The organism is Morganella sp. HMSC11D09 (assembly GCF_001807955.1).
In the GTDB taxonomy this organism is placed as follows: Bacteria; Pseudomonadota; Gammaproteobacteria; order Enterobacterales; family Enterobacteriaceae; genus Morganella; species Morganella morganii.
Window position 1 is genome coordinate 13,048 of sequence record NZ_KV791693.1, and the last position, 22,107, is coordinate 35,154.

Genomic DNA, 22,107 nt, shown 5'->3' on the forward strand with positions numbered 1-22,107 from the left:
CGTCCGGCAGATAGTGTATTCCTGCCTCGGCAAGCACAGCGAGAAACCGAAGGAGGTTCATCACCGACTGGAAGAGTTATATGGGGATGTCCCGCGCATTGAACTGTTTGCCAGGGAGAAATACGGCGAATGGGATGTGTACGGGGATCAGGTGGACGGAAGCGTTAAGTTATAACACCACAGAAAGCAGAGAACGGACGCAGACGAATAGCAAGGGATTGCCTTACGGAATTAATGCAGCACACATCAGACGAACAACACACCGCAATACTCGGCAAATACACACCGAAATTCAAACCACTTAATCACCCGTGCTTTCCTGAGAAGAAAGTGCCCGGGTATTACGTGCGTACGTTACAGCAGGAGGATGAAGTATGGGGGTTGCAACTAAACCCACTTTAACCAGAGGCAGAGCCCTAACTTTATATTGGCCGACGGTAGACTCCTACCCGATGGATAGCCGTGAAGCCTGTGCCTTCATGGGAATATCTTACCCTACCCTGAAAAAGTGGATTGATTCCGGCAGGCTGTCCGGTTCGAGAAAAGATCCGCTTAAGCCCAAATCGCCGTGGCAGTTTACACGGGCAAATTGCATTGCAGCCATCAACTACAAAATGCACAATACGCCGGAAAGCGTGATTAGTGCGGAAGAGGAAAGGATATGTCAATCTTCCGGAGAGGCGAGGTATGGTACGCCAGTTACTCGCACAATGGTAAAAGAATTAAGGAGTCGCTTGGTACAACGGACAAAAAACAAGCGCAGGAGTTGCATGATAAACGAAAGGCCGAGCTGTGGCGCGTAAGCTCACTGGGTGAAACTCCGAAGGTTACTTTTGAGGTTGCCTGTACGCGGTGGCTCGAGGAAAAATCAGGCAAAAAATCTCTTGATGATGATAAAACCAAAATACTGTTTTGGCTCGATCACTTTGAAGGGATGCACCTGGCAGATATTGATGAGATTAAAATCTATGATGCTGTCAGTAAGCTGAAAAATCAGAAGCTGAAAGAAAATTGGGAAAAGCATATTTCCGGCAGGAAGCGGCGCGCAGTCAGTAAAAAATCAGAGCCGGTTTCTGTAGCAACCAAATCTGCTTACCTGGCTTTCATCAAGTCACTGCTCCGCGCCGCTGAACGCGACTGGAAGTATCTCGATAAAGCCCCGAATATCCGGGTGCCAAAACCGAAGAATAACCGGGTCCGATGGCTCGAGCCACGGGAAGCGAAACGCCTGATCGATGAATGCAGTGAACCTCTTAAATCTGTTGTGACATTTGCTCTGGCTACCGGCCTGCGGCGCTCCAATATTATTAACCTGGAATGGTCACAAATAGATATGCCGAGAAAAGTAGCGTGGATTCCCCCGGATCAGACCAAATCAGGGAAAGCATTGGGTGTTGCTCTTAACGACACTGCGTGCCGCGTCCTGCGTGAGCAGATAGGCAATCACACAAAGTATGTTTTTGTGCATACGAAGGCTAAAAACAGATCTGACGGCTCAATGACTCCGGTTGTCAGAAAAATGCGCGTTGACGGTAATACTGCGTTCAGGACTGCACTTAAACGTGCCGGTATAGAAAACTTCCGTTTTCACGACCTTCGCCATACATGGGCGAGCTGGTTAATTCAGGCAGGAGTACCGCTGTCCGTATTGCAGGAAATGGGGGGATGGGAATCAATAGAAATGGTACGCCGGTATGCTCACCTGGCACCGGGTCATCTGAGCCAGCATGCGCAGCAAATCGATGCTGTTTTTGGTGAGGATGTCCCAAATATGTCCCACCCGACCCTGATCGTGGTTGGTGAGCACAAAAGAAAAACCCGCTAACTGGTTGAGAGTTAACGGGTTTAATATGGTGCCGGCTACCGGAGTCGAACTGGTGACCTACTGATTACAAGTCAGTTGCTCTACCAACTGAGCTAAGCCGGCGAATTTGGCGGAAGGATAGAGATTCGAACTCTAGGACGGTCTCCCGTCGGCGGTTTTCAAGACCGCTGCCTTAAGCCACTCGGCCATCCTTCCATGGGGCGCGATTATGCTGAAAAATGAGGAACCTGTCTACCCCTATATGCAAAAAAATCCGATTTTTTTGTCTGCCTGCTCAACATTCGTGCATCATACCGGCCCTGCGGCGGAATACTGCTGTTATTGTGACGGGAATTAGTATGATAGAATTAATTCCCGGTGAATTTACAGTCAAGTACTTACTATAAGGTCGCAACGGAACATATGTACAGACAGTCACATTCCAAGCCTTATGCGATACCCGGCTTTTATGCATCATTTGTTTCGTTATTAGTCTTATCTCTCTTTTTATACGGATATAACTATTACGATGCCTGGCTGGGAAGCAAAAAAGGCGCACTCTACAGTTTCAGCACACGGATAGAACATCAGGTTGAAACGTACCGCTATCAGTCCGCTGAGCTGTTCCGGCTCGCCAATACCACGGACACCGAGAAGCGGCCTGAGCTCGTTCCGCCGCATAAGATCCTGAATGATATTTACTGGATTGACAGCCGTGTACCGGTTGTGGATGCCATCCTGTTCGGCCAGACCAATGATGAGACCTACGCCATCGCACGGCGTTTTTCAGACTATCTGACCATTCTGTGGGGCGGTGAAAATCAGTTTAATTCTGTATATTACCTCAACGGACTGGATAACAGTCTGCTGCTGGTGACATCCCATTCTGCCCTGCGTCCGGAGCTGCGCTACCGCGAAAGCCCGCTGACATTGGGTGCCGATGAAAAACGGGCGGAAATGCTGGCGGATTCCACAGCGCTGGATGAGCGGGAAACCCTCTCCTCCTTTACCAAGATGCCGTCAGAATCAACCTATTACTATACCTACCGCGCAATGTTTAATAACCCCGGTCAGCTGACCAGCGTGGTGGCGTTTGATTTACCGGTGAATAACCTGGTGCCGGATAATCTGGATCTGTCCAATCTGTCACTGATCCCGGCCGAGACCCACACCCTCAGCAACCGTCCGAATGCGGTGCAGATCAGTATTAACGGCCTGTCACTGAAACTCAGTTACCGTCTGCGTGAAATGCCGTATCAGGTGGTTTATCAGCTCTCACTGCTATCTCTGGCCGAAGAGATGCTGGCGGCCAATATCTGGCTGTTAATTTCTGTCTTCCTGTTCAGTATGCTCTCCGTCGGCGGCCTTGTTTATATCCGCAAACGGTTCATTTCCCCGCTCAATACACTGGTCCGCCAGGCCAGAAACAGTGAGGCGATAACCAATGAAATTGTGGCGCAACTGCCTATCGGGCTGGCGATTTATGATTTTGCCGCCAATAAACGGCTGGTCAGTAATACCATCGCCAGTCAGTTGCTGACCCTCAGCGACCTGAACAAAACCCGCGATATGGCCCGCGAGCACCAGGGCCGGATCCAGACCACCATTGATAACGTGGTTTATGAAGTCAGTATGAATCCGGTCCGTAATATGAATGATACTTATCTGATTCTGTTCCGGGATGTGGATCAGGAAGCGCTGACCGCACGCCGCCTGCAATTGTCTGACCGTGAGTATAAGAAAAGTATCAAAGCCCGTCAGTCTGTGCTGTCAAATATCCGTTCAGAGCTGGTGGTGCCGGTCAAACAGCTCGGTAATGACCTGCATACGCTGGCACCGTATGTGACTGATCCCGCCGGCGGCATGCTGATGGATAAAGTGGTAACGGAATCCGGTTATCTGTGTGAGTGGATCGAAAATATTATTCTGCTGGCTGACCTGGAAAGTGATGACTGGAAACCGACCAATGATGAATTCCTGTTGTCACAGACCGTCGAAGATATCGTTAAACAATTCTCACGTCAGATAAATGACAAAGGCATTCCGCTTTATTTCCATAACAGTATTAATAAACAGCTGAATTACATTGGTGACGGCCCTATTATCAGTAAGATATTTTTATTATTACTGAATTATGCTGTCAGTAATTTAAAATACGGTAAATTGGTTATTCGCCTTAAGAATATATTTAAAGATGAACATAATAATATCAGATTGGAAATAATCGCCAGCGGCTCCGGTCTGCCGCAATCTGATCTCGTTAATCTGCACGATCCGTTTATGTTTCAGGTCGCGGAGACGGAAGGTCGTCCGAACTCGGGGCTGGCATTCTATTTGTGTGATTTATTATGTAAAAAACTCAGCGGAGAGCTGAAAATAGACAGTAAACCGGACATCGGCACACACTACACTGTTGAGTTGCCGCTGCCTGCCACCGAGATGATCGGTGAGCCGTCAGAGGTGCTGGAAGATACGCTGTTTAAGATCAATATCATTAATCCGAGTATTCGGGAAATAATTAACGCAATTATAATTGAAAACGGCGGAATTTTATTTGATAAAAATCGCGCATTATTGCAAGATGAATATGACATCCTGATAACTGACTTTGATAAGAAAGCGAGAAAGCCAATACTCTTTTTACGAAATGACATTATTGAACACAGAATGATTACGCCTTCCCTGGTGGAGTGTAATTATAATTTCAATGATGAAATTCTGAATGCTATTACGCTGCTTATCGAACAAAGCTTAACTTCGGATGAGTTTGATGATAGATTCTTACCCGGGAATCCGGGTATTAATACAGCAGCGCTTTCCGTCGGGGAAGTTGTTGCGTTATATAAAAATCAGCTGGCACAAAGTACGTATAAAGACTTGTTTGCCACCACAGTCCCTCCTGATATAAGTAAGATGTACACGGAAGCAGAATTAAGTGAATTGCAGCCACTGGCGCTGACAGTACATCGGGTCAAAGGGGTCTTTGCTGTGCTCGACTTTGATTATCTGAAATCACGCTGTGAAGATATAGAACGCTGTATCGCTGACAAAAACAAAATGAAGGTGGATGAAGGTATCCGGGAAATTGATGCCATTGTCACTGAATTGCTGCAGCAAGGTAACCAAGAGTATGAATAACCTGAATGTTATTATCGCTGATGACCATCCTATTGTTCTGTTCGGGATAAAAAAGTCCCTGGAACAGCTGGAAACGGTTAATGTTGTTGGTGAATTTGAAGATTCCACTTCACTCATCAATAACTTAGCACGCCTGGACGCGGATGTTCTGATCACTGACCTCTCCATGCCGGGAGATAAATACGGTGATGGCATCACGCTTATCAAGTATATCAAGCGCCATTATCCTGACCTGGCGATTATTGTGCTGACCATGAACAATAATCCGGCGATCCTCAGTGCCGTACTGGACCTCGATATCGAAGGTATCGTACTGAAGCAGGGTGCACCGGCTGATCTGCCGAAAGCACTGGCCTCTTTGCAGAAAGGAAAGAAATTCACCCCTGACAGCGTTTCCAAACTGCTGGAAAAAGTGAATGCCAACGGGTACGGCGATAAGCGCCTGTCTCCGAAAGAGAGTGAGGTTCTGCGTCTGTTTGCCGAAGGGCATCTGGTCACTGAGATTGCGCGTAAACTGAACCGCAGTATCAAAACCATCAGCAGCCAGAAAAAATCCGCCATGCTGAAACTGGGTGTGGATAACGATATCGCTCTGCTGAATTACCTTTCGTCTGTCACTATCGACAGCCACAGAGACGAGTAATCCGGACACGTTTTACAGTACTGATACAAAACCGCCATTCATCTGAACGGCGGTTTTTTTATGTGCCCGCTTATTCTGCCCCGGGCGGTGTGACCTGCGGGATATAATGCTGCATCATGGTGCGCAGCGCCTGCATAGAGACCGGTTTGGAGAGACAATCGTTCATGCCGGAAGCCAGACAGCGCTCGCGCTCTTCCGCCATCGCGTTGGCGGTGATCCCGATAACCGGCAGTGTCATCCCCTTCTCTCTCAGTGCACGGGTCAGGTCATAACCGTTCATATTCGGCATGTTGACGTCTGACAGAATAATATCCACCTCGTGGGTTTCGAGGAAGTCGAGTGCATCCAGCCCGTCATCCGCTGTTGCGGTGTGGAAGCCGAACAGATGCAGCTGATCTGACAGCAGATGGCGGTTAATCGGATGGTCATCCACAATCAGGATCCGGACATGTGCTGCCTGCTGACTGTCCGGCAGTGGCGGCGGCGGCAGATCATCGGCTTCCTGACGGCGGTTGTTCAGGCGGTCAGAGACAAAATCAAACAACCCGTCAAGCTGATGGGTATTATGCCGCCAGTGATTGCCGCCCATCGGCACCGGTTTGTCGGTATACCCGGCATCCAGTTCAATCAGCAGACGCGCCTGTTTCATCGCCGGGGTCACCACGTCCGTGATCACCACGGCACAGGCAATGTCAGGGCATTCAGACAACGGAACCGCTGCCGGGGCAATATCCTGCCAGTAACGCTGCATATAATCCGCCAGCACGCCATTGCGGAACTCAAAGACCAGCGGTACGGTCAGCGGCACAATATCCGCATGATGACCGGACGGATAGGCGGTATAGCACGGGAAGCGGATCCCGAACAAGCTGCCGACCTCTTTCTGCGATTCCACCATCATGTCACCGTCCATCAGTGAGATCAGTTTTTCACAGATAGGCAGCCCGAGCCCGGTACCCTGCGACGGGCTGTCCGTGTTCGGCATAATCTGATAGAACGGGTCGAATAACTGGCGCAGCTCGTCCTCACTGATACCGCCGCCGGTATCCTGAATATCCACATGCAGATATTCACCGCAGACATAGACGTGAATGCACACCATCCCGACATGCGTGTATTTAATCGCATTATTAAACAGGTTGGCGATCACCTGCTGCATCCGTACCGGGTCATTACAGACCAGCTCCGGCACATCTTTTTCAATAAAGCAGTACAGAGAAAGGTGTTTTTTCGCCACCAGCGGCAGGTAGTTTGCCACCACAAAATGAATATGTTCGCGGAAGTTAAACTCTCTCGGCTCAATTTTCAGCTGTTTGGATTCAATTTTGGAGAAGTCGAGAATATCACTGATAATTTTCAGTAATAATGACGAGGAGTTATTCATCGTACCGAGCAGGCGCTGGGCATCCCGCGAATGCGCCATGGACTGTAACAGCTCCAGGTTACCGATGATACCGTACAGCGGCGTGCGCAGCTCATGGCTGACCGTGGCAAGGAACATGGATTTCGACTGGTTAGCCTGCTCTGCCGCCTGTGCCGCATCCTGTAACGAGCTTTCCAGCTGCACACGGGCGCTGATATCCACCAGCACACAAATCGCCACTTCCTCGTTCTGGTAACGGGAATGCACAAAACTGACCTGAAGGTGCCCGCCGTTACGGGTCACCATATCTTCCATCCCCTGCCGTTTATCTTTTATCAGCAGGCCGATACGGTTGCGATCCTCAAACGAAAGCATACGCCAGTAATTATGAGCCAGCTCATTACTCAGCAGTGCCGTACCGTCGAGTGTGCGCAGAATGCAAATCCCGACCGGTGCGGAGGCCACAATTTTGTGGTTGAACTGCTCGTGCTCCTCCAGACGCATGGCGCTGTTTTCGGCCGGCATAAATATCCGCCGTTCCAGCAGCCAGGTAAACAACCCGATAATAATGGCAGAGATCAGATTAAGAATCGCCCCGTTGAGGATCTGAAATTTCAGTTTTTCATAGATTGAGCTCAGCGGCGTGGTATATACCACACTCAGCAGCGACGGCGTCAGTCTGCGTTTAAAGACCAGTTGGGTGAATTCGTCGTCATAGCCGAAATAATTATCGTCCACCAGATAACGGTCTTTATTTTTCTGTGTGTTAATTTCTTCCGGATAAGAGAGCACGACATCATCCTGCTCATTAATAATCACCATATTGGCCGGGAAATCGCGCAGGCGGTTAAAGTTTTCCAGCTGCAGATTACGCTCAATACCCATCAGTGCCAGAAAACGCCCGTCATAATACAGCGGCATCATCACAAACAGGCTGGCCATTCCCTGATTACTACCCGGCGCCGCCCAGTAAATGGTGCGCTCTTTCCCCTGACTTTTCAGGCGGAAATAGTTCTGAGAGTAATCATTGACCATTCTGCGCAACGTTTCGCTGCTGGTGGAAAGGTTGCGGATCGGAAATGACACCATACACAGGGTTTTTGAGCCGACCAGAAAGACCTGATTCAGCCCCATCGGTGCGGCGATATTGTTCTGCCAGTACGTCAGGAGATCTTTGAATGCAATAATATACGGGCCGCTGCCGGTGCGGAAGGCCGCGCAGTCGCCTTTGGTATTCAGTGCCCGGTAATCAATAAAAAAGCCGTCGGTGGTCCGGTCTGCGGGCTCTCCCGGCCGTACTTCTTTATTTTCGACAAACCGTTCATTCATATAACGGATATCGCGGGTCATATCGGTGGATTGCCGGAAATAGGCTAATAAGGCATCGTAATCGGAATAATATTGCTGGCGGATATCATTGCGCATCCCGTTATAGATATTCAGTAAATAGAATACCGTCACCAGCGCCCCCAGCCCCCATAACATCACACCGACGATCCGGAACAGGTAACGCGAAATTTTCAGTGATGTCTGGAAAGATGAAAAGTATCTCAAAGGGGCTCCGCCAATAATGAATCTGATATATTCACGAGGTTTCAGACTGTTATGTCTAGGATATACCACTGTGCAATGTTTACAAAACCCCCGGGGTAAATAAAAAGCAGGAACAATATTATTGTTCCTGCTTTATCGGTTTTTCTGATTTTATATTACCGGAAACCGGTGATATTAATCGTTATTCTCTTCTGCATTATCATCAGATGCCGCATCCGTCACTTCACCGTCTTCAGAGAAATCATTTTCATCCTCTTCCGGCTCCGCAACACGCTGCAGACCGACCACTTTCTCTTCTTCTCCGGTACGGATCAGCGTCACACCCTGGGTATTACGGCCCACGATACTGACTTCAGAGACGCGGGTACGGACCAGCGTACCGGCATCGGTGATCATCATAATCTGATCATCCGCACCGACCTGGATTGCCCCCACGACTTTCCCGTTACGCTCACTCACTTTAATGGAGATAACCCCCTGAGTGGCGCGGGATTTGGTCGGATACTCCGCTTCCGCTGTCCGCTTACCGTAGCCGTTTTCGGTGACCGTCAGAATTTCACCTTCACCACGCGGAATAATCAGCGACACGACCGCATCGTCGTCACCCAGACGAATACCGCGCACACCGGTGGCGGTACGCCCCATGGCACGGACAGCATCTTCCGCAAAGCGGACGACTTTACCGTCAGCAGAGAACAGCATCACTTCGTTGCTGCCGTCAGTCAGATCAACGCCAATCAGCTCATCACCCTCATTGAGGTTGACGGCGATAATACCGGCGTTACGCGGACGGCTGAAGTCCTGCAGGGAGGTTTTCTTCACGGTACCGCTGGCAGTCGCCATAAAGACAAACTTACCTTCCTCATATTCACGGACCGGCAGAATAGCGGTGATACGCTCGTTCTGTTCCTGATCCAGCGGTAATATGTTGATAATCGGACGACCGCGCGCACCACGGCTGGCTTCCGGTAACTGATACACTTTCAGCCAGTACAGCTTCCCTTTGTTGGAGAAGCAGAGAATGGTGTCATGGGTGTTCGCCACCAGCAGACGTTCGATAAAGTCTTCTTCTTTGATACGGGCAGCAGATTTGCCTTTCCCGCCGCGGCGCTGGGCTTCATAGTCGGTCAGCGGCTGATACTTCACGTAGCCCTGATGAGACAGTGTCACCACCACGTCTTCCTGACTGATCAGATCTTCGATATTGATATCCGCGGTATTTTCTGTGATATCAGTACGGCGCTTATCGTTGAACTGCTCTTTCACTGCCACCAGCTCTTCACGGATGACTTCCATCAGACGCTCAGGGCTTTGCAGGATATGCAGCAGACCGGCAATCAGTTCCAGTAACTCGCGGTATTCGTCGAGCAGTTTTTCATGCTCCAGACCGGTCAGTTTCTGCAGACGCAGATCCAGAATCGCCTGAGCCTGAACTTCGGTCAGATGATACAGACCATCGCGGATACCGAACTGCTCATCCAGACCTTCCGGACGGGCGGCATCATCACCGGCACCGGCCAGCATAGCGGCAACTGTGCCCAGTTCCCATGCCTGTGCCAGTAACCCGGCTTTTGCTTCCGCAGGCGTCGGCGCACGGCGGATAAGCTCGATAATCGGGTCGATATTGGCCAGTGCAATCGCCAGACCTTCGAGGATATGGGCGCGTTCACGGGCTTTGCGTAATTCGTAGATTGTCCGGCGGGTCACCACTTCACGGCGGTGGCGCACAAACGCACTGAGAATTTCTTTCAGATTGAGGATCTTCGGTTGTCCCTGATGCAGGGCAACCATATTGATACCAAACGTGGTCTGCATCTGTGTCAGCAGATAAAGGTTGTTCAGTACCACTTCACCGACCGCATCGCGTTTGACTTCAATCACAATGCGCATACCGTCTTTATCGGATTCATCACGCAGTGCGCTGATACCTTCCAGACGTTTCTCTTTAACCAGCTCGGCGATTTTCTCAATCAGGCGGGCTTTGTTCACCTGATACGGAATTTCATTAACGATAATGGTTTCGCGGCCGGTTTTTTCATCCGTTTCCACTTCAGCGCGGGCACGGATATGAATTTTGCCGCGTCCGGTGCGGTAAGCATCGAGAATACCGCGGCGGCCGTTGATAATCGCCGCAGTCGGGAAGTCCGGCCCCGGGATGTGCTCCATCAGACCTTCGATGCTGATATCTTCATCATCAATATAGGCCAGGCAGCCGTCGATGACTTCACCCAGGTTATGCGGCGGAATATTGGTTGCCATCCCGACAGCAATACCGGATGAACCATTCACCAGCAGGTTCGGGATGCGGGTCGGCATCACATCCGGGATCATTTCGGTACCGTCATAGTTCGGTACAAAATCCACGGTTTCTTTGTCGATGTCGGCTAACAGTTCATGGGCAATTTTCGCCATACGGACTTCCGTATAACGCATTGCCGCTGCGGAGTCACCGTCGATTGAACCAAAGTTACCCTGACCATCCACCAGCATATAGCGCATTGAGAACGGCTGAGCCAGGCGGACAATCGTTTCATACACAGCACTGTCACCATGGGGGTGATATTTACCGATCACATCCCCGACCACACGGGCAGATTTTTTATAGGCTTTATTCCAGTCATTACCCAGTTCTTTCATCGCGAATAATACGCGGCGGTGAACCGGTTTCAGACCATCCCTGACATCGGGGAGCGCGCGTCCGACAATAACGGACATGGCGTAATCCAGATACGAGCTTTTCAGCTCTTCTTCGATGTTAACGGGCAAGATTTCTTTGGCATTGTCGCTCATGGAGCCAGTATCCCTCATTACTCCGGATTCAAGGTGCGGAACTATACCACAAATCGCCAATGTTTAAAAAAGGAGATATAAAAATCGGGAGAGTATTTTATTTCTGACGCATCCGCGCCCGGCATTGTATACTGACGCCATCGCGTATTCCGGCAGGTTCTGCCGCAGCAAGAGAGAGAAAGAGACCATGAATGACACAGCTTCCCCGCTGACAGCCAATGTCGATCCTGCGGAAATCAAAAAGTTTGAGGATGTTGCCTCACGCTGGTGGGATCTTGAGGGTGAATTTAAACCGCTGCACCGGATCAATCCGCTGCGTCTGGCCTATATTCAGCAGCGGGTTAACGGTGTGTTCGGGAAGAAAGTGCTGGATGTCGGCTGCGGCGGCGGAATTCTGGCAGAAAGTATGGCGCGGGAAGGTGCGGACGTCACCGGGCTGGATATGGGCGCAGAGCCGCTTCAGGTTGCGCGTCTGCATGCACTGGAAAACGGCACTGATATCACCTATGTGCAGGAAACGGTGGAACAGCACGCAGAAAAACATGCACAACAGTATGATGTGGTGACCTGCATGGAGATGCTTGAGCATGTGCCGGATCCGGCGTCTGTGGTGCGTTCCTGTGCCCGTCTGGTCAAACCGGGGGGCGATGTGGTGTTCTCCACCATTAACCGCAACAAAAAAGCCTGGTTTATGGCCGTTATCGCAGCAGAATATATTCTGAAGATGGTACCGCCCGGTACGCACGATGCGAAAAAATTTATCCGTCCGGCAGAACTGATTGACTGGCTGAATAATACCGGTCTGCGCGAGCAGCATATGATCGGCTTACATTACAATCCGTTAAGCGATAAATTCTGGCTGGCACCCAATGTGGATGTAAATTATATGTTGCATACCCGTTTTATTTTATAGTGTCAAGTTAATTACTCCGGCGATTAATAAAACGCCAAACAAATCGCATTTTTCTAAAATTATCGCTTCGCGTAATAAGGTAAGCACAGTTTCATTTTGTCAGTGATCTCAGTGCTTACCACTCTGTCAGCGGGTGACTATCCTCAAGTTATCCACAAAAGATCCTGATTTTATACACTTGATCCTGAGCGCATTTATCATTATCTTGTTACCCATCTTTTACAGACACACTACATCTTGTGTTTAAATCGCTCAGCACCCGCTATTGACTTTCCCGGAACATTTGTTTCAGGGATCGTTTTTTATCGGGCGGATACACGTTATCGGCGCGTTAATCACAACAGAGTGTCATTTTCAAAACAGGGTATATCAACTGATGAACCAGAATCTGCTTGTTACCAAACGTGATGGTCACAAAGAACGTATCGATTTAGACAAAATCCACCGCGTCATTACCTGGGCCGCTGAAGGTCTGAATAATGTCTCTGTCTCCCAGGTCGAGTTACGTTCCCAGATTCAGTTCTATGACGGGATCCGTACCGCGGATATTCATGAAACCATGATTAAGGCCGCCGCCGATCTGATTTCCGCTGAAACGCCGGATTATCAGTATCTGTCTGCCCGCCTGGCTATTTTTAACCTGCGCAAAAAAGCCTACGGCCAGTTTGAGCCGCCGGCGTTATACGCCCATGTACAGAAAATGGTGGCTGCCGGTAAATATGACGAAAATCTGTTAACCGATTACACCGAAGCTGAATTTGACCAGATGAATGAGTTCATCGATCACTGGCGTGATATGAATTTCTCTTACGCCGCCGTCAAACAGCTGGAAGGGAAATATCTGGTTCAGAACCGTGTTACCGGCGAAGTGTATGAAAGTGCACAGTTCCTGTATATCCTGGTTGCGGCCTGTCTGTTCTCACATTATCCGAAAGAGACCCGTCTGGATTATATCCGCCGGTTCTATGACGCCACGTCAACCTTCAAAATTTCCCTGCCGACACCGATTATGTCCGGTGTCCGCACCCCGACCCGCCAGTTCAGCTCCTGTGTGCTGATCGAGTGCGGCGACAGCCTTGACTCCATCAACGCGACCTCCGGTGCGATTGTCAAATATGTGTCCCAGCGTGCCGGTATCGGTATCAACGCGGGCCGCATCCGTGCGCTCGGCAGCCCGATCCGCGGCGGCGAGGCATTCCACACCGGTTGTATCCCGTTCTACAAACATTTCCAGACCGCCGTGAAATCCTGTTCTCAGGGCGGCGTGCGCGGTGGCGCGGCAACGCTGTTCTACCCTATCTGGCATCTGGAAGTGGAAAGCCTGCTGGTACTGAAAAACAACCGTGGTGTTGAAGGCAACCGTGTCCGCCACCTCGATTACGGCGTCCAGATCAACAAACTGATGTATGAACGCCTGATCAAAGGCCAGGATATCACCCTGTTCAGCCCGTCCGATGTCCCGGGGTTATATGACGCGTTCTTCGCCGATCAGGATGCGTTCGAGCGTCTTTATGAGCAGTATGAGAAAGATCCGTCGATCCGCAAACAGACGCTGAAAGCGGTGGAGCTGTTCTCCCTGATGATGCAGGAACGTGCCTCTACCGGCCGTATCTATATTCAGAACGTGGACCACTGCAACACTCACAGCCCGTTTGATCCGTTTATCGCGCCGGTGCGCCAGTCCAACCTGTGTCTGGAAATTGCCCTGCCGACCAAACCGCTCAACGATATGAATGACCCGAACGGGGAAATCGCGCTGTGTACGCTGTCCGCATTTAACCTGGGTGCCATTGAAAACCTCGATGAGCTGGAAGAGCTGGCTATCCTGGCAGTACGTGCCCTGGATGCCCTGCTCGATTACCAGGATTATCCGATTGAAGCGGCACGCAAAGGCTCAATGGGCCGCCGTACCCTGGGTATCGGGGTGATTAACTTCGCTTACTACCTGGCGAAACACGGTGTGCGCTATTCCGACGGCAGTGCCAATAACCTGACTCACCGCACCTTTGAAGCTATTCAGTATTACCTGCTGAAAGCCTCCAATGAGCTGGCAAAAGAGTACGGTGCATGCCCGTGGTTTAACGAAACCACCTATTCACAGGGTATTCTGCCGATCGACACTTACAAGAAAACCCTGGATCAGCTGACGAACGAGCCGCTGCATTATGACTGGGAAGGCCTGCGCGAAGAGATCAAAAAACACGGTCTGCGTAACTCCACCCTGTCTGCCCTGATGCCGTCAGAGACATCCTCGCAGATCTCCAATGCCACCAACGGTATTGAGCCGCCGCGCGGCTATATCAGCGTGAAAGCCTCGAAAGACGGCATTCTGCGCCAGGTCGTGCCGGAGTATGACCGTCTGAAATCCGCCTATGAGCTGTTATGGCAGATGCCGGGCAACGAAGGTTATCTCCAGTTGGTGGGGATTATGCAGAAATTTGTCGATCAGGCGATTTCGTCCAACACCAACTATGATCCGACCCGGTTCCCGAGCGGCAAAGTACCGATGAATCAGTTACTGAAAGATTTGCTGCTGGCCTATAAATACGGTGTGAAAACACTTTATTACCACAATACCCGCGATGGCGCGGAAGATACCCAGGAAGACCTTCCTGAGGAAGTGGTCATCGCCGACGATGATGGTTGTGAAGGCGGCGCGTGTAAAATTTAAGGTGAATAAATAATGTCTTATACAACATTTTCGCAGGTACATAATGATCAGCTGAAAGAACCGATGTTCTTCGGCCAGCCGGTGAACGTCGCCCGTTATGATCAGCAAAAGTACCCGATTTTTGAATCACTGATTGAAAAACAGCTCTCCTTCTTCTGGCGTCCGGAAGAAGTGGACGTATCCCGCGATCGCATTGACTACAATGCCCTGCCGGATCACGAAAAGCATATATTCATCAGCAACCTGAAATACCAGACCCTGCTGGATTCCATCCAGGGCCGCAGCCCGAACGTGGCGCTGCTGCCGCTGATCTCCATTCCGGAGCTGGAAACCTGGGTGGAAACCTGGTCTTTCTCGGAAACCATTCACTCCCGTTCTTACACGCATATTATCCGTAATATCGTGAATGATCCGTCAGTGGTATTCGATGATATCGTGGCAAACGAAGAGATCATCAAACGCGCGGAAGATATTTCCGGCTATTATGATGATCTTATCCGTATGACCAATGAATATCATATGTTCGGTGAAGGGACGCATACCGCGAACGGTAAAACCTTTACCGTTACCCTGCGCGCCCTGAAACGCCAGCTGTATCTGTGCCTGATGAGCGTCAACGCACTGGAAGCGATCCGTTTCTATGTCAGTTTCGCCTGCTCTTTCGCCTTTGCCGAGCGCGAACTGATGGAAGGTAATGCGAAAATCATCAAACTGATCGCCCGTGATGAAGCGCTGCACCTGACCGGCACCCAGCATATGCTCAACCTGCTGCGCAGCGGCCAGGATGATCCGGAAATGGCGGAAATCGCCAAAGAGTGCGAGCAGGATTGCTACGACCTGTTTGTCCGTGCGGCGGAGCAGGAAAAAGAGTGGGCAGATTACCTGTTCTGCAACGGCTCGATGATCGGTCTGAACAAAGATATCCTGTGTCAGTATGTGGAATATATCACCAATATCCGCATGCAGGCGGTGGGTCTGCCGCTGCCGTTCAAAGTCCGCTCGAACCCGATTCCGTGGATCAACGCCTGGCTGGTATCCGATAACGTCCAGGTGGCGCCACAGGAAGTGGAAGTCAGCTCCTATCTGGTCGGTCAGATTGACTCTGAAGTCAACACTGACGAACTGAGTAACTTCGAACTCTGATGCCCCGCTATAAAATCACCCTGCATGGCAACATGCAGGGTATTCAGCTGCATTATGTCAGTGAAGAACATTACAACCTGCTCAATACACTCGAACAATCCGTCCCAGTGGAATACCAGTGCCGTGAAGGCTATTGCGGTGCCTGCCGTGTCCGCCTCAAACGCGGTAAAGTCGGTTACCGGCAGCGGCCGGTTGCGTTTATTAATGACGGTGAAATTCTTCCCTGCAGTTGCTACCCGCTGAGTGATATCGACATCGAACTGTAAGCTGTTTTGTGACCGGATCTGCAATCCGGTTTTTTTACGCCTTTAATGTAACGATATCTTTACGGTATACGTAATTTAAATTTGACACCTTTCCTGTTTTTCATTACGCTTTGCGCACATATTATTGATTGAAATATCATGAGGTTTTGGTGAAAAATCGTACACTCGGCAGTGTTCTGATTGTTGCGGGAACAACGATCGGTGCCGGTATGCTGGCAATGCCCCTGGCGGCTGCGGGGATCGGTTTTCCGGTCATTGCGGTTATTCTGATCGGCCTGTGGGCTATCATGAGCTACACCGCCTTACTGATGGTTGAAGTGTATCAGTACAGCTCACCGGACACCGGTTTAGGCAGCGTCGCCCGTCAATACCTCGGATTACCGGGTCAGCTCCTGACCGGCTTCAGCATGTTGTTGCTGATGTATGCCCTGACCACTGCCTATATCGGCGGAGCCGGGGAAATGATCTCCGCCAGCCTGCAAAGCTGGTGGCAAATATCTGTTACACCGGGTACGGCGACCATTATCTTCACCCTCGTTGGCGGCCTGGTAGTGTGTGTCGGGACGCACTCGGTTGATTTTATCAACCGTATCCTGTTCACCGGTAAAATTATCTTCCTGATCATCATGCTCGCCGTCATGATGCCGCATGTGAATATGACCAACCTTGTCAGCATGCCGATTCAGAACGGACTGGTGCTTTCTGCTATCCCGCTGGTGTTTACCTCTTTTGGTTTCCACGGCAGTGTGCCGAGCCTGGTGAATTACATGAACGGCGACAGCAAAAAGCTGCGCTTTATTTTCCTCACTGGTAGTGCTATTCCGCTGGTGGCGTATCTGCTGTGGCAGGTTGCGACCCTCGGCGCGATCCCGTCCGATACCTTCTTTGGTATTCTGGCGCAGAAATCCGGCCTGGACGGCTTACTGACGGCGCTCAGTGAGACCGTGGCCAATAAATATGTGGATATCGCGGTCAGCCTGTTTATGGATCTGGCACTGGCTACCTCATTCCTGGGTGTGGCGCTGGGGTTATTTGATTACCTGGCCGACCTGTTCCGCCGCAAAAATTCCGCCTTCGGCCGTACGCAAACCGGGATCCTGACCTTTGCCCTGCCGCTGATTTGCGCCCTGTACTACAAAAGCTTCACCGGTGCGCTGGCGTATGCCGCAATGGCGCTCTCCTTCCTGGCGCTGATCCTGCCGTCATTATTAGCATGGAAAGTACGGCAGAACCCGAAAGCCGGTGCTTACCGTGTTGCAGGCGGAAACGGTGTGCTGATCTTTATCTTCCTGTTCGGCCTGCTGGTGATCTCTATCGAGTTCATCAAAAGCGCCGGTTATCTGCCGAACATTTAATACCATTGTTCTGAAAGCAAGCCCGGATTTCCGGGCTTATTTTTTTTGTCCGTGTGCGGCATTCAGCCGTTCAAATCCGGCGGTCAAATCCGCAATCAAATCCTCCGTATCTTCCAGGCCGATTTGCAGACGCAGTGTCAGTCCGCCCGGCTGCCAGTCAGTAACCGTCCGGTAACGGCTACAGTCAAACGGCACTATCAGGCTTTCAAACCCACCCCAGGAATAGCCCATCGCGAAAATATCCAGCCCGTCGAGCATGGCCGCCAGGTCGTCTGTGGTGTATTCCGCATTCAGAACCAGCGAGAACAGGCCGGAAGAGCCGGTGAAATCCCGCTTCCAGATCTCATGCCCCGGACATTCCGGGAAGGCAGGATGCAGCACTTTGCTGACTTCCGGGCGGGACTGCAGCCACTCCGCGACTTTCAGCGCCCGGTGCTGTGCTTCCTTCAGGCGGATATGCAGAGTGCGCAGACCGCGCAGCACAAGGAAACAATCCTCAGCGCCCGGCAGCATCGCCATCTGATCATAGGTTTTGCGCAATTCCGGCCACCACTGTGCATTAGCGGAAACCAGTCCCATCAGCACATCCGAATGACCTCCGGGGTATTTGGTACCGGCTTCAAGGGAGATATCACAGCCGTGTTCATGAGCGCGGAAAAAGAGCGGGGTCGCCCAGGTATTATCAATAACGGTTGTCACATGATGGCGTTTCGCCACGGCAGTGATCGCCGGAACATCCTGCACCTCGAACGTCTGGGAGCCGGGGGATTCAAGGAAAATCACGGTTGTTTCCGGGCGGATAAGCGATTCAATCCCCGCGCCGATCAGCGGATCATAATAAGTGGTGGTAATGCCCATCTTTGCCAGCAGACCGCCGCATAACTGCCGGGTCGGGTGATAAACAGAATCGGTCATCAGCAGATGATCGCCGCTTTTCAGAGTGGTCAGCAGCGCCAGTGTCACCGCGCCCAGTCCGCTGGGGGATAACACCGTACCCGCCGCACCGGTCAGTTCACTCCAGGCATTCTCCAGTGCCGCGATCGTCGGAGTGCCGTCAGTGCCGTAATGAAATTCAGCACGGCGGTTGATCAGGGCATCATACGTCGGGAAGACCACCGTCGAGCCGCGGTATACCGGGGTATTCACAAATCCGTGCTGTAATGCGGGGTTACGGCCGCTCTGCGTCAGCCGGGTTTCTGTCCGCAAAGGACGGCGTGCATGTTCTGACATAATCACCTCAATAATAGTCTGCCTGGTTATGCTGTTATCCTGCCATAAGGGCGGCGGCTTTCCTTAGTCACTTTTCAGCTAAGATATACCGTTATCCTCACCTGCCGTGGTGTAAAGAAATATTTGGCAATTTTGCTGCACTACTATTATTAATAAGTTACGAAACCTTATATTATCAACAGATTAATTTTCACATGACGGAAAGGATATGGAATCAGAAGAAATCAGGGACCGACGTCCGATTAAAGCCCGGCAGACCCGCTGGGCGACCTCAGCCGCCCGTCTGCTGCAACAGCGCGGTGCAACCCCTAACGGTATCTCTGTCGCCAGTTCAGTCTGTGCATTATTTGCCGCTGCCGCCTTTTACGGTGCTCTGAACAGCGAGCTCACCGTACTGCGTATCATCCTGTTTCTGCTGGCCGCACTGATGGTACAGGGACGGCTTATCTGTAATCTGCTTGACGGTATGGTGGCGGTCGAAGGCGGCCTGCGCAGCCCTGTTGGTGCCGTATTTAACGATTTGCCGGATCGCGTTTCGGACAGCCTGATCCTCATCGGTGCCGGTTACGGACTGGCCGGTTTTATCGCTTATGCCCCGCAGCTCGGCTGGGCGGCGACGCTGATGGCAGTGATGACCGCCTATGTCCGGGTGCTCGGCGGCAGTTGTGAGCAGCCGCAGAAATTTTCCGGCCCGATGGCCAAACAGCACCGGATGGCGCTGCTGACCGCCGGTGCCGTTGCCGCCTGTTTTCTCCCGCTGTATCAGGCTCAGTGGTTGTTTCTTATCATACTGTGGGTGATTACCCTCGGCGCACTCTGGACCGCCGTGCGCCGTACCCGCATACTGATGGCTGATTTACGTAAGGATAATAAAGGATGACCCGTAAAACGTTTTCGCCGGATCAAAAAATTGTCTCGGCGCTGCTGGTGTCGGTATGCCGGTTTCTGACCGGGATCCGCGCAAAGCAGAACGCCCCGCTGCCGGAAGGTAAACCCTGTATTTACTATGCCAACCACTCCAGTCACCTTGACGGACTGGTGATTTGGTCCTGCCTGACCGGTGCGGCGCGAAAACGCGTTCACCCGGTGGCGGCGCAGGATTACTGGGATAAAACCGGGTTCCGTCGTTATATTGCCAAACGTATTTTTGGTGCGGTGCTGATTGCACGCGGTAAAAAAATCGAGCCGGCAACAGAGGATGAACAACAGGAGACCACGCCGGCGGAGAATCCGCTGGATGTGATGCAGAGTGTTCTCGATACCGGGGATTCCCTGATTCTGTTCCCGGAAGGCACACGCGGCGACGGTGAAAAGATTCAGGATTTCAAAGCCGGGCTCTGGCATTTATCCCGCAATAATCCGGATGCGGTGCTGGTGCCGGTCTATCTGGAAAACCTCAACCGCGTCCTGCCGAAAGGCTCGCGGCTGGTTGTGCCGATTATCTGCACTGCCACATTCGGCGCTCCGGTTGAACCGGCCGGGGAAGAAGAGAGCAAAGCGGACTTTTTAGTGCGGACCCGCCAGGCGTTAGAGGCAATACATAATGAAAGATAATGAATTATTCTGGATCTTCAGCGGGCTGTTCGGGTTCCTGGCGGTGGCAACGGTTATCGGCCTGATCCTGAAGCAGGTTAAGGGAAACACCTCGGTTATCAGTAACCTGAATGCCCGTATCCGCGCCTGGTGGCTGATGTGTATTATCGCCGCCGTGGCTATCAGCATCGGGCCCATCGGCTCTGTGGTGCTGTTTGCTTTTATGTCCCTGCTGGCACTGCGTGAGCTTATCACTCTGACGCCGACACACCGCGCCGACCACGGTGCCCTGTTCTGGTGCTTCTTTATCATTCTGCCGGTACAGTATGTGCTGGTCGGTGTTCAGTGGTATAACCTGCTGGCGGTCTTTATCCCCGTCTATGCGTTCCTGTTTATCCCGACCCGCATGGTGCTCTCCGGCGACACCCGCCACTTCCTGGAGCGCATGGCAAAAATCCAGTGGAGTGTGATGATTGCGGTTTACTGCCTCAGTTATGCTCCTGCACTGCTGGTACTGCCGATTCCGGATTTCACGGATAATATCAACCTGCTGCTGTTTCTGATGATCGTGGTTCAGATTTCTGACGTGCTGCAATATGTGTTCGGTAAACTGTTCGGCAAACGCCCGATTGTACCGAAACTCAGCCCGAACAAAACCGTTGAAGGCTTTATCGGCGGGATCCTCAGTGCGAGCTGTGTCGGTATGGCACTGTGGTGGGCCACACCGTTCAGCCCGTGGGCGGCATTCCTGCTCTCACTGTTGATTTGCCTGGCCGGTTTCGCGGGCGGGTTGTGTATGTCCGCCATCAAGCGGGACAGCGGGATCAAAGATTTCGGTGCCATGATTGAGGGTCACGGCGGCATGATGGACAGACTGGATTCCCTCTGCTTCGCAGCCCCGGTTTTCTTCCATGTGCTGAAATATTTTTATACCTGATGATTCAGGAAATTCTGCTGATCCGCCACGGTGAACCGGTGCCGGACAGAAAAACACCGCTGGCCCTGCGCAACCTCTGTGCCTGGCTGGCGGAATATGATGCGGGCGGAATTATCCCGCCGGCCGCTCCGCCTTTATCGCTGTCCGCTGAAGAATTGTCCCGTTATTTCCCGGTAGCCAGTCCGCTGTTTCGTACCACGGCATCCCTGGCCATTCTCGGGATCACACCCCGCGCCATTGTTGATGAACTGCATGAAGCAGTACTTCCCCTGTTCTCTCCTGCACTGCTGATGCCGGTAAAACTGCCGCCGATGTGGTGGGTAACCGCATTCCGGCTGCTGTGGCTGGCGGGTGGCGGAAAATCTGTTCCCTCTGTGGCACAGGTACGCGGACGGGCACAATGTGCCGCACAAATCCTCTCAGACTATGCACAGGAACATGGCGCTGTACTGGTCATGGCGCACCGGATTATCAATCACGCCCTGCGCCCTGCACTGGAACAATCCGGCTGGCAGATGACAGAAAAAACACATAACAGCTACTGGGGAATGATGCGGTTCACCCGTGACGCACCACACCGGTAATGTCAGCCGGTGTATTCTGAACCGTATACCTCCGCACGTTTCGCCACATCCGCTCTGTTTTGCTCACTTTCCCGTATAAGACTCTGCCTGCTTTGTTCCGCAGGCTGATCATCTGCTGCTGCCTTGCTTATTTTTAAATAGTTATTGCCATCAAATGAATATTTATGTATTTTTAATTAAAAA

Annotated in this window: 16 protein-coding genes and 2 tRNA genes; 13 read left to right on the forward strand and 5 right to left on the reverse strand. The window is 51.5% G+C overall.

Annotated features, from left to right (window positions below):
* A partial coding sequence (locus HMPREF3119_RS19820; protein WP_246829274.1) for an MT-A70 family methyltransferase occupies window positions 1-175 on the forward strand: 175 nt, incomplete at its 5' end.
* 486 nt (window positions 176-661) lie between these two features.
* Entirely contained in the window at window positions 662-1,825 is a 1,164-nt protein-coding gene (locus HMPREF3119_RS11165; RefSeq protein WP_070579739.1) for a tyrosine-type recombinase/integrase, read from the forward strand.
* Between the two features lie 26 nt (window positions 1,826-1,851).
* On the opposite strand, the gene HMPREF3119_RS11170 is transcribed toward HMPREF3119_RS11165, so the two are convergent.
* Window positions 1,852-1,927, reverse strand: a tRNA-Thr gene (locus HMPREF3119_RS11170).
* A gap of 5 nt (window positions 1,928-1,932) precedes the next feature.
* Window positions 1,933-2,020: transfer RNA gene (locus HMPREF3119_RS11175), tRNA-Ser, on the reverse strand.
* A 207-nt stretch (window positions 2,021-2,227) separates the two neighbouring features.
* Here HMPREF3119_RS11175 and rcsD point away from each other — a divergent pair.
* Together rcsD and rcsB are read left to right on the forward strand one after the other, a co-directional pair.
* Complete coding sequence (gene rcsD / locus HMPREF3119_RS11180) at window positions 2,228-4,942, forward strand: phosphotransferase RcsD (protein ID WP_046024347.1); 2,715 nt, start codon at window positions 2,228-2,230, stop codon at window positions 4,940-4,942.
* Window positions 4,935-5,585, forward strand: a complete 651-nt coding sequence (gene rcsB, locus HMPREF3119_RS11185; RefSeq protein WP_004236763.1) for a response regulator transcription factor RcsB — start codon at window positions 4,935-4,937, stop codon at window positions 5,583-5,585. Before rcsD ends, rcsB begins: the two co-directional genes overlap by 8 nt.
* Window positions 5,586-5,655: 70 nt before the next feature.
* Here the strand turns inward: rcsB and rcsC are convergent, their stop codons facing one another.
* Both rcsC and gyrA read right to left on the reverse strand, forming a co-directional pair.
* Complete coding sequence (rcsC, locus tag HMPREF3119_RS11190; RefSeq protein WP_070579742.1) at window positions 5,656-8,502, reverse strand: two-component system sensor histidine kinase RcsC; 2,847 nt, start codon at window positions 8,500-8,502, stop codon at window positions 5,656-5,658.
* Window positions 8,503-8,676: 174 nt separating this feature from the next.
* Complete coding sequence (gene gyrA, locus HMPREF3119_RS11195; RefSeq protein ID WP_004236765.1) at window positions 8,677-11,292, reverse strand: DNA topoisomerase (ATP-hydrolyzing) subunit A; 2,616 nt, start codon at window positions 11,290-11,292, stop codon at window positions 8,677-8,679.
* Between the two features lie 187 nt (window positions 11,293-11,479).
* Here gyrA and ubiG point away from each other — a divergent pair, with 187 nt between their 5' ends.
* The 5 genes from ubiG to tyrP all read left to right on the forward strand — a co-directional run bounded on the left by ubiG (window position 11,480) and on the right by tyrP (window position 17,640).
* Entirely contained in the window at window positions 11,480-12,205 is a 726-nt protein-coding gene (gene ubiG, locus HMPREF3119_RS11200) for a bifunctional 2-polyprenyl-6-hydroxyphenol methylase/3-demethylubiquinol 3-O-methyltransferase UbiG (protein WP_036418410.1), read from the forward strand.
* A 376-nt stretch (window positions 12,206-12,581) separates the two neighbouring features.
* Window positions 12,582-14,876, forward strand: coding sequence for a class 1a ribonucleoside-diphosphate reductase subunit alpha (nrdA, locus tag HMPREF3119_RS11205; protein ID WP_004236767.1), 2,295 nt, complete (start codon window positions 12,582-12,584; stop codon window positions 14,874-14,876).
* 12 nt (window positions 14,877-14,888) lie between these two features.
* Window positions 14,889-16,019: a class Ia ribonucleoside-diphosphate reductase subunit beta gene (gene nrdB / locus HMPREF3119_RS11210; protein ID WP_004236768.1), complete on the forward strand. Its 1,131-nt coding sequence runs from the start codon at window positions 14,889-14,891 to the stop codon at window positions 16,017-16,019.
* Window positions 16,019-16,285 (forward strand): class I ribonucleotide reductase maintenance protein YfaE, encoded by a 267-nt coding sequence (gene yfaE / locus HMPREF3119_RS11215; RefSeq protein WP_070579745.1) that lies wholly within the window; start codon window positions 16,019-16,021, stop codon window positions 16,283-16,285. Before nrdB ends, yfaE begins: the two co-directional genes overlap by 1 nt.
* A gap of 209 nt (window positions 16,286-16,494) precedes the next feature.
* A complete protein-coding gene (gene tyrP / locus HMPREF3119_RS11220) occupies window positions 16,495-17,640 on the forward strand; it encodes a tyrosine transporter TyrP (protein WP_247711739.1) in 1,146 nt (381 codons plus the stop codon).
* Window positions 17,641-17,676: 36 nt separating this feature from the next.
* On the opposite strand, the gene metC is transcribed toward tyrP, so the two are convergent.
* Window positions 17,677-18,870, reverse strand: a complete 1,194-nt coding sequence (metC, locus tag HMPREF3119_RS11225) for a cystathionine beta-lyase (protein WP_004236772.1) — start codon at window positions 18,868-18,870, stop codon at window positions 17,677-17,679.
* Window positions 18,871-19,078: 208 nt separating this feature from the next.
* Here metC and HMPREF3119_RS11230 point away from each other — a divergent pair, with 208 nt between their 5' ends.
* Genes HMPREF3119_RS11230 through HMPREF3119_RS11245 form a run of 4 tightly spaced genes read left to right on the forward strand, consistent with a single transcriptional unit; the run spans window position 19,079 to window position 21,924 of the window.
* Window positions 19,079-19,750, forward strand: a complete 672-nt coding sequence (locus HMPREF3119_RS11230) for a CDP-alcohol phosphatidyltransferase family protein (protein WP_070579747.1) — start codon at window positions 19,079-19,081, stop codon at window positions 19,748-19,750.
* Window positions 19,747-20,424 carry a lysophospholipid acyltransferase family protein gene (locus HMPREF3119_RS11235; RefSeq protein ID WP_004236775.1) on the forward strand — a complete coding sequence of 226 codons (678 nt, stop codon included), beginning with the start codon at window positions 19,747-19,749 and terminating at the stop codon, window positions 20,422-20,424. The genes HMPREF3119_RS11230 and HMPREF3119_RS11235 overlap by 4 nt, the downstream gene beginning before the upstream one ends.
* Window positions 20,414-21,340, forward strand: a complete 927-nt coding sequence (locus HMPREF3119_RS11240; protein WP_004236776.1) for a phosphatidate cytidylyltransferase — start codon at window positions 20,414-20,416, stop codon at window positions 21,338-21,340. The genes HMPREF3119_RS11235 and HMPREF3119_RS11240 overlap by 11 nt, the downstream gene beginning before the upstream one ends.
* Window positions 21,340-21,924: a hypothetical protein gene (locus tag HMPREF3119_RS11245; RefSeq protein ID WP_032098778.1), complete on the forward strand. Its 585-nt coding sequence runs from the start codon at window positions 21,340-21,342 to the stop codon at window positions 21,922-21,924. The genes HMPREF3119_RS11240 and HMPREF3119_RS11245 overlap by 1 nt, the downstream gene beginning before the upstream one ends.
* The last annotated feature ends 183 nt before the right edge of the window (window positions 21,925-22,107 follow it).